A 14,498-nucleotide genomic window follows, 5' to 3' on the forward strand; every position below is an offset into this window, starting at 1 on the left:
GCTCGTCGCAGCGGGGTGGGCCTGCGCCGACAGTAAAGAAAAAGGGCGGGAAAGATCGCTCCTTCCCGCCCCCGATTCTTTGAATTGCGGCCCGGCCTATTCGCCGAAGGTCCGCTGCCACCAGCCGCGGCGCGGCTTGCCTTCATCCCCGGGTGCGGCTTCGTCGGCGGGGGCTTCGGCCGCCGCTTCTTCTGCCGGAGCCGGTTCGCTCACCTCGGCGGTCGCGGCGGGCGCGGCGTCGGCGACCTTGGCCTTGCGCGGGGCGCGCTTGCGCTTGGGCTTTTCGGCCGGGGCCTCCGCTTGCGTCGCCGCGGCATCGGCAGCCTCGGCAGCGAGTTCGGGCGCGAGTTCGGCGGGGACTTCCTCCGCGACCGGATCTGCCACCTTCTTCTTGCGCGGGGCGCGCACGCGCTTGGGCTTTGCGGCCGGGGCTTCGGCTTCGACCGGGGCTTCAGCCGGGGTTTCAGCCGGGGCCTCGGCAGGCGCTGCGGCTTCGGCTTCCTCCGGGGAACCGGCGGCAGCTTCGGCTTCGGCTTCGGCTTCGGCAGGCGCGTCCTCGCCGGTCACGGCCTCGCCGTCATCGTCTTCGGCCTCGCCGTCCTGCGCCTCGCCTTCGCCACCTTCGCGGCGCTTGCGCCCGCGGCCGCCGCGGCGGCGGCGCTTCTTGGGACGCGCTTCGCCATCGTCACCTTCGGCAGGCGCGCTGTCGCCGCGCTCCTCGCCATCGCTGTCGGGCTCGCCGGCCTCGTCGCCTGCATCACCCGCTTCACCCGCTTCGCCGTCCTCGCGCTCGCGGCTGCGGCCGCGGCCACCACGCCGGCGCCGGCGCTTCTTCTTGCGGCCGCCGCCGTCCTCGTCCTCGCCATCGCCATCGCCGCGCTCGCGGCGGGGCTGGCGGGCTTCGCGCCGGTCGGTTTCGGCATCGGCCTCGTCCTCGGCGAAGTCGTCCTCCTCCTCGGGCAGGTCATCGTCATCCTCGTCGACGATCGGTTCGAACTTGGGCGCATGGGTCGGGCGCGGGCCCGCGCTCGACACGCTCATCTTCGCGCCTTCGTCCTCGCCTTCGGGCACGACTTCGACGCTGACGCCGTAGCGCTGTTCGATCTCGACGAGGTCGGCGCGCTTTTCGTTGAGGAGATAGATCGCCGCCTCGGTGCTCGCCGCAAGGCGGATCTGCGTACCCTTGCCGCGCGCCGCCTCGTCCTCGATGAGACGCAGCGCCGAAAGGCCGGCGGACGATGCGGTGCGCACCAGGCCCGTGCCGTCGCAATGCGGGCAGGACCGGGTGGTCGCTTCGAGCACCCCGGTGCGCAGCCGCTGGCGGCTCATTTCCATGAGCCCGAACGAGCTGATCCGGCCGACCTGGATGCGCGCGCGATCGTTCTTGAGCGCGTCCTTCATCGCCTTCTCGACCTTGCGGACGTTGGAGGGGTACTCCATGTCGATGAAGTCGATGACGACGAGGCCCGCCATGTCGCGCAGGCGCAGCTGGCGGGCGATCTCGCGCGCGGCTTCGAGGTTGGTGTGGAGCGCGGTCGCCTCGATCCCGTGCTCCTTGGTGGAGCGCCCGGAGTTGATGTCGATCGACACCAGCGCCTCGGTCGGGTTGATGATGAGATAGCCGCCCGATTTGAGCTGCACCATCGGATCATACATCGCGCGCAGCTGGTCTTCGGCGCCATAGCGCTGGAACAGCGGCACGGGGTCCGAATAGGCCTTCACCCGCCGCGCGTGGCTGGGCATCAGCAGCTTCATGAAGGCCTTGGCCGACTTGTAGCCTTCCTCGCCCTCGACGACGACTTCCTCGATGTCCTTGTTGTAGATGTCGCGGATCGCGCGCTTGATAAGATCGCTGTCCGAATGGATCAGCGCGGGCGCGACCGAGGCGAGGGTGTTCTCGCGGATCTCGTCCCAGACGCGGGCGAGGTAATCGAAGTCGCGCTTGATCTCGGGCTTGGTGCGGCTCATGCCGGCGGTGCGGACGATGAGGCCCATGGTCTTGGGCAGCTTGAGGTCGGAGACCATGTCCTTCAAGCGCTTGCGATCGCTGGTCGAGCTGATCTTGCGGCTGATCCCGCCGCCGTGCGAGGAGTTGGGCATCAGCACGGTGTAGCGGCCGGCGAGGCTGAGATAGGTGGTCAGCGCCGCGCCCTTGTTGCCGCGCTCTTCCTTGACGACCTGAACGAGCAGCACCTGGCGGCGCTGGATGACGTCCTGGATCTTGTAGCGGCGGCGCAGCGCCATGCGCTTGGCGCGCACTTCGTCGACCTGCTTGGCGCGGCTGCGGCCGCCCTTGCCGTCGCCGCCCTTGTCGCCCCCCCTGTCGCCGCGCCCGCCCTGACGGCGGCGCCCACGGCCACGGCCGCGACGTTCCTCGGCCCCTTCGCTGTCTTCGGCGGATTCCTCGGCGCCGTCCTCGTCAGCGCCGTCGTCCTCGTCGGAGGCGCCGCCTTCGATGGTGGCGACATCGTCCTTGTCGGAGGTGTCGACTTCCTCGACGCCGTTCTCGGCGAAGTCCTCGGCGAGCGCTTCGCCGCTGTCGTCCTCGGCGTCATATTCGGCGCCGGGCGCGATGCCTTCGTCCTCTTCCTCGGCGCGCAGGCGTTCTTCTTCCTCGGCTGCCTCGGCCTCTTCGGCGAGCAGGGCGTCACGGTCGGCCTTGGGGATCTGGTAATAGTCGGGGTGGATTTCGCTGAAGGCGAGGAAGCCGTGGCGATTGCCGCCGAAGTCGACGAATGCCGCCTGTAGCGAGGGTTCGACCCGGGTTACCTTGGCGAGATAGATATTGCCCTTGATCTGCTTGTGTTCGGCAGATTCGAAGTCGAATTCCTCAATCCGGTTGCCTTGCAGAACCGCCACCCGGGTTTCTTCCGGGTGGCGCGCATCGATAAGCATGCGCGTTGCCATTGAAATGTCTCCATGCGCCCGGCCTTGACCGCGAGGGGTCTGAAAGGGGGCGCGCATATTGTGGTGAGCCGGCGCGCCCGAGGGCCTTGCCGGAAGGGATAATCGCGCTGTGGGCGCCGAAGGCACCTGGCGCGAAGCTCGTGTCTGCAATGGCGAGCGTGCGGCCAGGCGCCGCGCCTTCTCCCGCAACACCGCACCGGCGCAAAGCGCGCGTGGTGCTGGTTGTCCGGGAAAAGCGATCTGTCACTGCATCAACCTGTATTGAGCCGGAGTGCGAAGAATATCGCGTCCACCGGACAAGAGGCGGGCAAGGAAACGCCGCAGCGCCCTGATCCGGCCTCTATGACAACAGCGCTAGCACTGTGGGGCGCACCCCGCAACTCTATTGCGTTTGCTTGCGCCAAGAACGTAAGCCGCAAACCGCAATGAGTTATCGCACCCTTCTCGTGATCATTCTGCTCGTGCCGGCGCTGCTGCTGGGCGGCGCGAAGGCGCTGGGCGTGACCCTTCCGGTGCCGATCTGGGGGCGCGACTATGTGCTGCGTTTCGCCTTCGCGGGCGAGGCTGCCGCGCCGCTCGAACTGCCGCGCGTCGAGGGAGCCGATGATCCCTCGCGCCCGCTGGTGGTGATCGATGCCGGGCACGGCGGGCGCGATCCCGGGGCGGTCGGCATGGATGCGGATGGCAAGCGCTTCGAGGAAAAGGCGATCACGCTCGCCATCGCGCTCGCGCTGCGCGACGCATTGCTGGAACAGGGCGGGGTGCGCGTGGCGCTGACCCGCGCCGATGATCGCATCGTGCCGCTCCCCCACCGGCCCGAAATCGCCCGGCTGCTCGAGGCCGACCTGTTCATCTCGATCCACGCCGACAGCGCCGGGGGACAGAACGATGCGGTCAGCGGGGCGAGCATCTACACCCTCTCCAGCGAGGCTTCGAGCGAGGCGGCAGCGCGTTTTGCCGCGCGCGAGAACGATGCCGACCGATTGAACGGCATCACCATCGCGGGCGCGAGCAGGGATGTCAGCGCCATTCTGGTCGAGCTCTCGCAGCAGCGCACCCAGGAGGACGCGCTGGCCTTCGCGTCACTGGTGCTGCGCGAGGGCGAGAGCGCGCTCGCTTTCGTCCCGCAGCCGCGCCGCGCGGCGGCGCTTGCGGTGCTGCGCGCGCCTGACGTGCCCTCTGTGCTGTTCGAAAGCGGCTTCGTCACCAACGGCAATGACCGCGCGCGGCTGACCACGCCGGAGGGCCGCGCGCGATATGCCGGCGTGCTGGCGCGCGCGGTGCGCGTGTTCTTCGCGCGGCGCGCCGATGGCTTGCAAGGCGGGGAATAGCCTCGCAAACCCGCTAGCCTTGGCGCGCCCCCGCGTGCTAGTTGCGGCCCCTTGATGACCGAGACCACCCCGCCTGCCTCCGGCCAGCTTTCGACGCCGCAATCGAATTGGGCCTACCTGCGCTACCGCGTCAACCGCGATGCGAGCGCGGGCCTTGCGTGGTTTTCCGCGCGCTGGAAGCAGAGCCGGCTGTTCCGGATCGCCGCGGTTCTCCTGGGCACGTTTCTCGCGCTGTGGATCGCGCTGTTCGTGTGGCTGGCGAGCGATCTGCCCGAGGCCGAGCAATTGCTCACCTACGAAACCCCGCTGCCCACCGTGGTGCGCGGGGTGGATGGCGAGATCGTCCATTCCTATGCCCGCGAGCGCCGCGTCCAGCTGCAATTTGCCGATTTTCCGCAAAAGCTGATCGACGCCTATCTCGCGGCCGAGGACAAGACCTTCTTCAGCCACGGCGGCATCGATTTCCTCGGCACGGCCAATGCGGTGTTCGATTACGCGATCAAGTTCGGATCGGGCGAGCGCGCGGTGGGCGGGTCGACCATCACCCAGCAAGTCGCCAAGAATCTCCTGCTTGGCGATGAATATTCGGTCACCCGCAAATTGAAGGAAATGATCCTTGCCGGCCGCATCGAACAGGTGCTGACCAAGCAGGAGATCCTCGAGCTTTACCTCAATGAAATCCCGCTCGGGCGGCGCTCGTTCGGGGTGCAGGCGGCCGCGCGCGCCTATTTCGACAAGGATGTCGACCAGCTCCAGCTGCACGAGATGGCCTTCCTTGCGATCCTGCCCAAGGCACCCGAGCGCTACGGGCGCAAGGGCCAGGAACAGGCCGCGCTCGAACGGCGCAACTTCGTGCTCGACCAGATGGAGAAGAACGGCTTCATCACCGGATCGGAACGCCGCGCGGCGGCCGCGCAGCCGCTCGGCCTTGTCACCCAGCGCCGCGAACGCAGCGTCGATGCCGGCTATTTCCTCGAGGAGGTGCGCCGCGAGCTCATCACCCGCTTCGGCGAGACCGCAGAGACGGGCCCGAACTCGGTCTATGCGGGCGGGCTGTGGGTGCGCACCAGCCTCGATCCGCAGGTCCAGCTTGCCGCGCGCGATGCCCTGCGCGAGGGGCTGCTGCGCTATCATGGCGGGCGCGCCTGGGCAGGGCCGATCGCGACGCTCGATCTGAGCGAGGGCAACTGGGCCAGCCAGCTGCAATCCTCCCCCCTCGGGATCAGCTACAAGGACTGGCGCGTCGGCGTGGTCACGCGGCGCAGCGGGCAGAGCGCGACCATCGGCTTTGCCGACGGCAAGGAGGCCCCGCTGATCGGGCTGCCCAACAACCTGAAGTCTGGCGACGTGATCGCGGCGAGCCCCTCGGGTGGCGGCTTTGCGGTGCGCACCATCCCCGAGGCGCAGGGCGCGCTGGTGGTGGAGCAGGCCCAGACCGGCCGGGTGATGGCGATGCAGGGCGGCTTCGACAACCGCCTGTCGGACTTCAACCGCGCAACCCAGGCCAACCGCCAGCCGGGCTCGACCATCAAGCCCTTCGTCTATGCGGCGGGGCTCGACGACGGGATGACCCCCTCGACCCAGATCGATAATTCGCGGTTCTGCTATTACCAGGGCGCCAACCTCGGCGAGAAGTGCATTCGCGGATCGGGCAGCGGCGGGCAGCATCCGATGCGCTTCGGCCTCGAACAGTCGCAGAACATCATGACCGTGCAGATCGGGATGACCGCAGGCATGCCCAATGTGGTCAAGGAGATCGAGAATCTCGGGATCGGCAAGTTCCCGGCCTATCCCTCGACCGCGCTGGGGGCGGGGGAGACCACGCTGGTCAAGATGGTCGCGGCCTATTCCGCGCTCGCCAACCATGGCCGGCTCAACCCGCCGACGCTGATCGACTATGTGCAGGACCGCCGCGGCAAGGTGCTGTGGCGCGCCGATGCGCGCGAGTGCCGCGGGTGCAACATGGCGAAGTGGGACGGCAAGCCGATGCCGCGCTTCGGCGTGATGGGCGCCCAGGCGATGGACCCGCGCACTGCCTTCCAGGTGATGCACATGCTGCGCGGTGCGGTGAGCCGGGGCACGGCGACCGTCCTCAACTCGCTCGGCCTGCCGCTGTTCGGCAAGACCGGGACGACGACCGGCCCCAAGGACGTGTGGTTCATCGGCGGCACCCAGACGATGATCGCGGGCGCTTACGTGGGCTTCGACCAGCCGCGCAACATGGGCGGCTATGCCTATGGCGGCACGATTGCCGCGCCGATCATCAAGAGCCTGATCGAGAAGACCCGCCCGAGGTGGTCCGATCTTCCCCCCGTCGCCCCGACCGGCGTCAGGATGGTGCGGATCGACCGGCGTTCGGGCAAGCGGGTGTTCGATGGCTGGCCGACCGATGATCCCAAGTCGGCGATCATCTGGGAGGCCTTCAAGCCCGATACCGAGCCCGAGCGCTACACGCGCCAGGACGCCATCGCCGCCAAGCGCAACGAGATCCTCGCGCTGATTCGCGCCGGCCGGCAAAGCGCGGCCGCAGCCGTGGTCGATGCGCCGGAAGAGGGCAGTTTCGTCGAGGAGGGCGGCATTGACTGACGTGCTGCCCGCGCTTGGCCGGAACCGCCGGGCCGCCTTGCGGGTTGGAGAGGGCATGAACCGCTCGCTCTTCAAGACCCTCGCCGCGCTCGCCATGGCCGCGCTCGCCGTCACCAGCGCCTCGGCCGAACTCGCGCAAGGCGCCAGGGCCCCGGCCTTCACCACCAAGGCCGCGCTCGCCGGCAAGGTGTTCGGGTTCAACCTCAAGGCGGCGCTCGCCAAGGGGCCGGTGGTGCTCTATTTCTACCCCAAGGCCTTCACCCAAGGCTGCACGCTCGAAGCCAACGCCTTTGCCGAGGCGATGCCCCAGTTCAAGGCAGCCGGCGCGAGCGTCATCGGGATGTCGGCCGACGATATCGGGACCCTCAAGGATTTCAGCCGCAAGGAATGCCGCGATGCCTTTCCCGTCGGCGTCGCCTCGCCGGCCATCGCCAAGGCCTATGACGTGGCGATGGCTTCGGGCATGACGCGCCGCACCTCCTACGTGATCGCGCGGGATGGCCGGATCGTCGCGGTCCATGCCAATGCCGACTACCGCGATCATGTCGCCAGGACGCTGGCGGCGGTGCGGGCGCTCAAGAAGTAGCAGACGGGCCGCTGCCGCTTTACAATCGCGCCTGCAACGCTAAGCGCGTCGCCCACACTGGCTTTACGCGATGAAGGACTGACCGATGCGGGCCGAGGCCCAGGCTACCATCAACCGGATCGAGGCGGCGCTCGCGCTGGTGCGCCTGTCGCTCGACTGGGACCGCGCGCTGCGCCGCCTCGACGAACTCAACGCGCGGGTGCAGGACCCGAACCTGTGGGACAATCCCAAGCAGGCGCAGGCGATCAGCCGCGAGCAGAAGACGCTCGAGACGGCGGTCAACACGGTGAACGAGATCGCCGCCGAAATGGCCGACGCGATCGAGTTCATCGCCATGGGCGAGGCCGAGGGCGAGGAGGGAATCGTCGAGGACGGTCTCGCCACGCTCGCCGCGCTCGCCGACCGGGCCGATGCCGACAAGGTCCAGGCGCTGCTTTCGGGCGAGGCGGACGGCAACGACACCTATCTCGAAATCCACGCCGGCGCGGGCGGCACCGAGAGCCAGGACTGGGCGGAAATGCTCTTCCGCATGTATGGCCGCTGGGCCGAACGGCGCGGCTTCAAGGTCGAGACGGTCGAATATCAGGCGGGCGAACAGGCCGGGATCAAGTCGGCGACGCTGCTGATCAAGGGCGAGGGCGCTTACGGCTACGCCAAGACCGAAAGCGGCGTCCACCGCCTCGTCCGCATCAGCCCCTATGACAGCTCGGCGCGGCGCCACACCTCCTTTTCGAGCGTGTGGGTGTTCCCGGTGATCGATGACAGCTTCGAGATCGACATCAATCCCGCCGACCTCAAGATCGACACCTACCGCGCGTCAGGTGCCGGCGGCCAGCACGTCAACACCACCGATTCGGCGGTGCGCATCACCCACCAGCCGACCGGGATCGTGGTGGCGAGCCAGCAGGACCGCAGCCAGCACAAGAACCGCGAAATCGCGATGAACATGCTCAAGGCGCGGCTTTACGAGGCCGAAATGCGCGCGCGCGAGGAAGCCGCCAGCGCCGAACACTCGGCCAAGAGCGACATTGGCTGGGGCCACCAGATCCGCTCCTACGTCTTGCAGCCCTACCAGATGGTCAAGGACCTGCGCACCGGGGTGGTCTCGAACACGCCCGATGCGGTGCTCGACGGGGCGATCGACCCCTTCATCTCGGCCGCGCTCGCCCAGCGGGTGACGGGCGAGAAGGTCGAGATCGAGGACGTCGAGTAGGCGCGGCGCGATGCTCCCGCGGCCTCTCGCAATCGCGCTTGCCGCGCTGCCCGCAGCGGTGCTGCTCGCCGGCTGCGATCCGTTCGCGCCGGCGACTTCGGACCGACCCGAGACCGCGCTCGAATTTCCCGCGCCCGACCGGCCGGTGGCGGCAGTCGTCTCCAACCAGTTCTCCAACGAGGACGCGCGCGAGGGGCGCAACGAGGCCAAGGTGGTGATGGACCTGGCTGACCTGCGCCCGGGGATGACGGTCGCCGATATCGGCGCGGGCGAGGGCTACTACACGGTGCGCCTTGCCGAACGCGTCGGCGCCGATGGCCGCGTGCTGGCGCAGGATATCAGCCGCGAGGCCCTCGACCGGTTGGGGCGAAGGGTCGAGCGCGAGCGGCTCGAAAATATCTCGATCAAGTTCGGCGATACCGACAACCCGCAGCTTCCGCCCGACAGTTTCGACCGGATCTTCATGGTGCACATGTACCACGAGGTGACCGAGCCCTATGCCTTCCTGTGGAACATGTGGCCCGCGCTCAATGCGGGCGGGCAGATCGTGGTCGTGGAAAGCGATAGCCCCGTCGGCCGTCACGGCCTGCCGCACACGGTGCTGTTCTGCGAGTTCGAGGCGATCGGCTATGTGCTGGTCGAATATATCGAGCGGCCTGATATCAAGGGCTATTTCGCGCGTTTCGAGCGCGGGGCCAAGCGCACCGATCCCAAGGCGATCAGGGTCTGCGATGCGGGCTGAGCGCGGGCAGGGCCGCAAGGTTGCGGCGCGCGGCGAGTGACACTATGGCAAGATTTGGAAATACCGCGCCACAGGGGCGCAAAGGGGATCTTCATTGTTCAAGGGATTGAGCCCGATCGTCTACGGCGGGCGCGAAGTCTGGCCGCTGGTCGAAGGCGGCAAGGGCGTGTCGGCAACCAACCATGCCAGTTCGGGCGCGTGGGCGGCAGCCGGCGGGATCGGCACGGTCAGCGCGGTCAACGCCGACAGCTATGACGATGACGGCAATGTCATCCCCCAGATCTACCATGGCCGCACCCGCGAGGAGCGTCACCAGGAGCTGATCGCCTACGCCATCGAAGGCGCGACCACGCAGGTCAAGAAGGCCTACGAGATCGCGAACGGCAGGGGCGCGATCAACATCAACGTATTGTGGGAAATGGGCGGGGCGCAGGCCGTGCTCGAAGGCGTGCTCGAACGCACCCGCGGGCTTGTCACCGGCGTCACCTGCGGGGCGGGGATGCCCTACAAGCTCGCCGAGATCGCGGCGCGCTTCAACGTCAATTATCTGCCCATCGTCAGTTCCGGCCGCGCCTTCCGCGCGCTGTGGAAGCGCTCCTACCACAAGGTCGCCGACCTGATGGCGGCGGTGGTCTATGAAGACCCGTGGCTGGCGGGGGGGCACAACGGCCTGTCCAACGCCGAGGACCCGACCAAGCCCGAAGATCCCTACCCCCGCGTCAAGGTGCTGCGCGACACCATGCGCGCCGAGGGCGTCAGCGATGACGTGCCGATCGTGATGGCGGGCGGCGTGTGGTACTTGCGCGAGTGGGAGAACTGGATCGACAATCCCGAGCTCGGGAAAATCGCCTTCCAGTTCGGCACGCGGCCCTTGCTGACCCGCGAAAGCCCGATCCCGCAGATCTGGAAGGACATGCTGCGCACCGTCGAACCGGGCGACGTGCTGCTCCACAAGTTCTCGCCCACCGGCTTCTATTCGAGCGCGGTCAAGACCCCGTTCCTCTATGACCTGATGCACCGCTCGGTGCGCCAGATCCCGTTCTTCAAGCGGGGCGAGGAAGAGGGCACGGTGCAATTGGGCGAAGACGGCAAGGCGAGGAGCTTCTGGGTGCGCCCCGAAGACAAGACCAAGGCCGAAATGTGGATGCGCGCCGGGCACACCGAGCCATTGAAGACCCCCGAGGGCACGATCGTCTTCGTGACGCCGCAATCGCGCGACACGATCCGCAAGGACCAGCAGGACTGCATGGGCTGCCTGTCGCATTGCGGCTTTTCGGCGTGGAAGGACCACGACGACTACACCACCGGCCGCCTCGCGGACCCGCGCAGCTTCTGCATCCAGAAGACCTTGCAGGACATCGCCCACGGCGACGACCCCGACAACAACCTCGCCTTCGCGGGCCACGCCGCCTACCGCTTCAAGACCGACCCCTTCTTCTCGAACGGCTACACGCCGAGCGTGGGCGAGTTGGTCGAGCGGATTTTGACGGGGGACTGACGGCGCGTTAAGGCGCGCCGATGGACGATAGCACCCCGCCGCCGCTCTCGCTCTGGCTGCGCGAGTTGCCGATCACCGTTCCGATCGCGCTCGCGCCGCTGCGCCGTGCCCAGCCGGTCGCGGGCGCGCGGGACGGGGCGGGGCAGCCGGTGCTGGTCATCCCCGGCATCCTCTCGAGCGACAGCGCCACCGCGTTGCTGCGCGGGACGCTCGATGCGACGGGTTACCGCAGCCACGCCTCCGAACTCGGCTTCCTGACCGGCATCCAGCCCAATGTGCTCGCCCGCGCGGTTGCCCGTCTGGCCGAAGTGGCCGAGGCCGAGCAGCGCAAGGTCGCGATTGTCGGATGGAGCCTCGGCGGACTCTACGCCCGGGTGCTGGCGCAGCGCCACCCCGATCTGGTCGAACTGGTGATGACGCTGGGCTCACCTTTCTCGGGTGACCGGCGGGCGAACAATGCCTGGCGGCTTTACGAGGCGATCAACGGCCACAAGGTCGATGCGCCGCCGGTGCCCGATGATCCTGCAGTGAAGCCCCCGGTGCCGACCATTGCTCTGTGGTCGCGCAAGGACGGGGTGATCGCGCCTGCCGCCGCACGCGGTCTGCCGCATGAGCGCGACGCCGAGGTCGAAGTCCCCTTCCATCACTTCGCGCTGGCTTCCACCCGACCTGCGATCGAGCGGGTGGTGACGGAGCTGGGCGAGGCTTTGGCGGGTTAGCGCACCAACCCCGTCAGCACCTGATCGGGCGGGCGGTGGCCGTCGGCCCACATGCGGATGTTGGCGATCACCTTGTGGCCCGATTCCTCGCGGCCCTCGGCCGTCGCGCTGCCGATGTGGGGGAGGGTCATCACGTTGGGGTGGGCGATCAGGCGCGGGTCGACATGGGGCTCGTCGGGATAGACGTCGAGCCCCGCGCCCGCCAGATGCCCGGATTCGAGCGCGGCGATCAGCGCCTCCTGATCGATCAGCTCCCCGCGTGCGGTGTTCACGATGGAGCTGCCGGGCTTCATCAGCGCGATCCTGCGCGCGGCCACCATGTGGCGGGTCTCCTCGGTCAGCGGACAGTGGAGGGTGAGGATGTCGGCCTCGGCCATCAGCGCATCGACGTCGGCGACATAGCGCGCGCCCAGCATCCGCTCCAAGGCCTCGGGCAGCTGCTTCCTGTTGGTGTAGGCGATCTCCAGCCCGAAGGCGCGCGCGCGGTGGGCGACGGCCTGTCCGATCCGCCCCATGCCGACGATCCCGAGCACCTTGCCCGCGAGCTTCCGCCCAAGCAGCCCCGAGGGCGCCCAGCCGGTCCACTTGCCGCTGCGCACCAGCGCGGTGCCCTCGCGGATGCGGCGCGGCACGCCGATGATCCCGGCCATGGCGAGGTCGGCGGTGTCGTCGGTGAAGACGCCGGGCGTGTTGGTGACGATGATCTTTCGCGCGGCTGCGGCGGCAAGATCGATGTGTTCGGTGCCCGCGCCGAAGCTGGCGATGAGGCCCAATCGCTCCCCCGCGCCCGCGATCAGATCGGCGTCGATCCGGTCGGTGACGGTCGGCACCAGCACGTCGCAATCCTGCATCGCGGCCGCCAGCCGGTCGCGCGTCATCGGCACATCGGCCTCGTTCAGCGCGACATCGAACAGCGCGCGCATGCGGTCCTCGACCGCCGGCATGAGGTGACGGGTGACGATCACGCGCGCGGGCGCGGCAAGCGGGCGAGGGGGGCGCTGGGTCATGCGGCGAGGGCTATCCCCTCAGGGCCTCGGCGGTCAAGCAGCGGTTGGCGCTGCAAGGCTTGAACCGGTGAAGCTTTAGGCGCTATCGCTCGGGAATGCAGGGATTGTGCCGCCTTATCGCTTGCCTTCTCGCGCTGGTGCTCGCCGCCGGTTCGCTGGTCGCGCCGCTTGCCGCGCAGGACCGCACGCTCCCCTATTGGGCGAGCCTGCGGCACGAGAAGGTCAACATGCGGGTGGGGCCGAGCACCGAATATCCGGTCGCCTGGGTCTATCTGAGGAAGGGCCTGCCGGTGAAGGTGGTGCGCATCCGCGAGGGCTGGCGCCTGGTCGAGGATCACGAGGGCACGCAGGGGTGGATCTCCGCAAGCCAGCTCGATCCCGAGCGTGGCGGCATGGTGATCGGCACCGGCCTTGCCGAGGTGCGCGCCGGGCCGAGTGCCGGCGCCGCGGTCAGCTGGCGCGCCGAGCCCGGCGTCATCGCGCGGATGAAACGCTGCAAGGCCGGGTGGTGCGAGGTCGATATCGCGGGGCGCAAGGGGTTTGTCGCGGCCGCCCGGCTGTGGGGCGCCGAGGACCTGCCGGGCGACGAATAGCGCCGCCCGGCCGCCCGGCCTCAGACCAGTTCGACCGCGACCGCAGTCGCCTCGCCGCCGCCGATGCACAGCGAGGCGACCCCGCGCTTCAGCCCGTGCGCCTTGAGCGCGGCGATCAGCGTGACGATGATCCGCGTGCCGCTCGCCCCGATGGGGTGGCCCAAGGCCGTGCCGCCGCCGTTCACGTTGATCTTCTCGTGCGGAATGCCGAGGTCGCGCATCGCGAACATCGCGACGCAGGCGAAGGCCTCGTTGACTTCGAACAGATCGACATCATCGACGCCCCAGCCTGCGGCTGCGAGCACCTTCTGGATCGCGGGGATCGGCGCGGTGGTGAACTGCGCGGGGGCCTGGGCATGGGCAGCGACGGCAACCACGCGGGCGACAGGGGCAAAGCCCTTGGCCTCGGCGATGCTCGCGCGGGTCAGCACCAGCGCGGCGGCACCGTCCGAAATCGAGGAGGAGGTCGCCGCGGTGATCGTCCCGTCCTTGGCAAAGGCGGGCTTCAATTGCGGGATCTTGTCGGGGCGGCCCTTGGAGGGGGCCTCGTCATGTTCGACCACGACATCGCCCGCGCGGGTGCTGACGGTGACCGGCACCACCTCGTCGGCAAAGGCGCCGCTGGCGATCGCCTTGTTGGCACGGGCGAGGCTTTCGATGGAATAGGCGTCCATCTCCTCGCGGGTCATCTGGTAGGCGTTGGCGGTTTCCTGCGCGAAAGTGCCCATCGCGCGGCCCGGCTCGTAGGCATCTTCCAGCCCGTCGAGGAACATGTGGTCATAGGCCGTATCATGGCCGAGCCGCGCGCCCGAGCGGTGCTTCTTGAGGAGGTAGGGCGCATTGGTCATGCTCTCCATCCCGCCTGCCACGACCACATCGATGGTGCCGCTCGCCAGCGCCTCGGCGCCCATGATGACGGTCTGCATGCCGCTGCCGCAGACCTTGTTGACGGTGGTCGCCTCGACCGAGAGCGGCAGGCCGGCCTTGATCGCCGCCTGCCGCGCGGGGGCCTGCCCGAGGCCGGCAGGCAGCACGCAGCCGATATAGGCGCGGTCGATATCCTCGCCCGAAACGCCCGCCCGCTCGACCGCGGCCTTGACCGCGATTCCACCCAGATCGGTCGCGGCGACCTCCGACAGCGCGCCCTGCATCGCGCCCATCGGGGTGCGAGCGTAGGAGAGGATGACGACGGGATCGGCGGCGGAAAGCTGGGTCATGGCAAAGTCCTTTGCGTGACGGGGATACAGGGGGGCGATGTAATGCTGCGCCGCGTCAAAGGCAATCGGCGCGCGGCGTTGTGCTTGCGCCAAGGCCCG

The 14,498-nt window shown here is 68.4% G+C and carries 11 protein-coding genes; 8 read left to right on the forward strand and 3 right to left on the reverse strand.

Annotated elements, in window-relative coordinates; all coding sequences use genetic code 11:
- Positions 1–96: 96 nt before the first annotated feature.
- A complete protein-coding gene (locus tag D620_RS0109710) occupies positions 97–2,907 on the reverse strand; it encodes an Rne/Rng family ribonuclease (RefSeq protein WP_017665607.1) in 2,811 nt (936 codons plus the stop codon).
- A gap of 425 nt (positions 2,908–3,332) precedes the next feature.
- Here D620_RS0109710 and D620_RS0109715 point away from each other — a divergent pair, with 425 nt between their 5' ends.
- The 7 genes from D620_RS0109715 to D620_RS0109745 all read left to right on the forward strand — a co-directional run bounded on the left by D620_RS0109715 (position 3,333) and on the right by D620_RS0109745 (position 11,582).
- Entirely contained in the window at positions 3,333–4,238 is a 906-nt protein-coding gene (locus D620_RS0109715; protein ID WP_017665608.1) for an N-acetylmuramoyl-L-alanine amidase family protein, read from the forward strand.
- 54 nt (positions 4,239–4,292) lie between these two features.
- Positions 4,293–6,824: a penicillin-binding protein 1A gene (locus D620_RS0109720; protein WP_017665609.1), complete on the forward strand. Its 2,532-nt coding sequence runs from the start codon at positions 4,293–4,295 to the stop codon at positions 6,822–6,824.
- Positions 6,825–6,879: 55 nt separating this feature from the next.
- Entirely contained in the window at positions 6,880–7,410 is a 531-nt protein-coding gene (locus tag D620_RS0109725) for a peroxiredoxin (RefSeq protein ID WP_017665610.1), read from the forward strand.
- 85 nt (positions 7,411–7,495) lie between these two features.
- Entirely contained in the window at positions 7,496–8,623 is a 1,128-nt protein-coding gene (gene prfB, locus D620_RS0109730; protein ID WP_017665611.1) for a peptide chain release factor 2, read from the forward strand.
- 10 nt (positions 8,624–8,633) lie between these two features.
- The gene (locus tag D620_RS0109735; RefSeq protein ID WP_017665612.1) at positions 8,634–9,365 is read left to right on the forward strand and encodes a class I SAM-dependent methyltransferase; all 732 of its coding nucleotides are present in this window, start codon (positions 8,634–8,636) and stop codon (positions 9,363–9,365) included.
- Between the two features lie 94 nt (positions 9,366–9,459).
- The gene (locus D620_RS0109740) at positions 9,460–10,863 is read left to right on the forward strand and encodes an NAD(P)H-dependent flavin oxidoreductase (RefSeq protein ID WP_017665613.1); all 1,404 of its coding nucleotides are present in this window, start codon (positions 9,460–9,462) and stop codon (positions 10,861–10,863) included.
- A 20-nt stretch (positions 10,864–10,883) separates the two neighbouring features.
- Entirely contained in the window at positions 10,884–11,582 is a 699-nt protein-coding gene (locus D620_RS0109745; RefSeq protein WP_017665614.1) for an alpha/beta fold hydrolase, read from the forward strand.
- Here D620_RS0109745 and D620_RS0109750 read toward each other — a convergent pair.
- Positions 11,579–12,589 carry a 2-hydroxyacid dehydrogenase gene (locus D620_RS0109750; RefSeq protein ID WP_017665615.1) on the reverse strand — a complete coding sequence of 337 codons (1,011 nt, stop codon included), beginning with the start codon at positions 12,587–12,589 and terminating at the stop codon, positions 11,579–11,581. The two genes, D620_RS0109745 and D620_RS0109750, sit on opposite strands and share 4 nt — an antisense overlap.
- A gap of 137 nt (positions 12,590–12,726) precedes the next feature.
- On the opposite strand from D620_RS0109750, the gene D620_RS0109755 reads away from it, so the two are divergent.
- On the forward strand, positions 12,727–13,182 hold the full coding sequence (locus D620_RS0109755; RefSeq protein WP_233992053.1) for an SH3 domain-containing protein: 456 nt from the start codon (positions 12,727–12,729) through the stop codon (positions 13,180–13,182).
- Between the two features lie 20 nt (positions 13,183–13,202).
- Here D620_RS0109755 and D620_RS0109760 read toward each other — a convergent pair whose 3' ends face one another.
- The gene (locus D620_RS0109760) at positions 13,203–14,399 is read right to left on the reverse strand and encodes an acetyl-CoA C-acyltransferase (protein WP_026092102.1); all 1,197 of its coding nucleotides are present in this window, start codon (positions 14,397–14,399) and stop codon (positions 13,203–13,205) included.
- Positions 14,400–14,498: the final 99 nt, after the last annotated feature.

This window comes from Porphyrobacter sp. AAP82, assembly GCF_000331285.1.
In the GTDB taxonomy this organism is placed as follows: domain Bacteria; phylum Pseudomonadota; class Alphaproteobacteria; order Sphingomonadales; family Sphingomonadaceae; genus Erythrobacter.

Coding starts and splice junctions, on each gene's coding strand:
- D620_RS0109735 (WP_017665612.1), top strand. CDS start 8,634: ATGCTCCCGCGGCCTCTCGCAATCGCGCTTGCCGCGCTGCCCGCAGCG.
- D620_RS0109750 (WP_017665615.1), bottom strand. CDS start 12,589: ATGACCCAGCGCCCCCCTCGCCCGCTTGCCGCGCCCGCGCGCGTGATC.
- D620_RS0109710 (WP_017665607.1), bottom strand. CDS start 2,907: ATGGCAACGCGCATGCTTATCGATGCGCGCCACCCGGAAGAAACCCGG.
- D620_RS0109745 (WP_017665614.1), top strand. CDS start 10,884: ATGGACGATAGCACCCCGCCGCCGCTCTCGCTCTGGCTGCGCGAGTTG.
- prfB (WP_017665611.1), top strand. CDS start 7,496: ATGCGGGCCGAGGCCCAGGCTACCATCAACCGGATCGAGGCGGCGCTC.
- D620_RS0109720 (WP_017665609.1), top strand. CDS start 4,293: ATGACCGAGACCACCCCGCCTGCCTCCGGCCAGCTTTCGACGCCGCAA.
- D620_RS0109760 (WP_026092102.1), bottom strand. CDS start 14,399: ATGACCCAGCTTTCCGCCGCCGATCCCGTCGTCATCCTCTCCTACGCT.
- D620_RS0109725 (WP_017665610.1), top strand. CDS start 6,880: ATGAACCGCTCGCTCTTCAAGACCCTCGCCGCGCTCGCCATGGCCGCG.
- D620_RS0109715 (WP_017665608.1), top strand. CDS start 3,333: ATGAGTTATCGCACCCTTCTCGTGATCATTCTGCTCGTGCCGGCGCTG.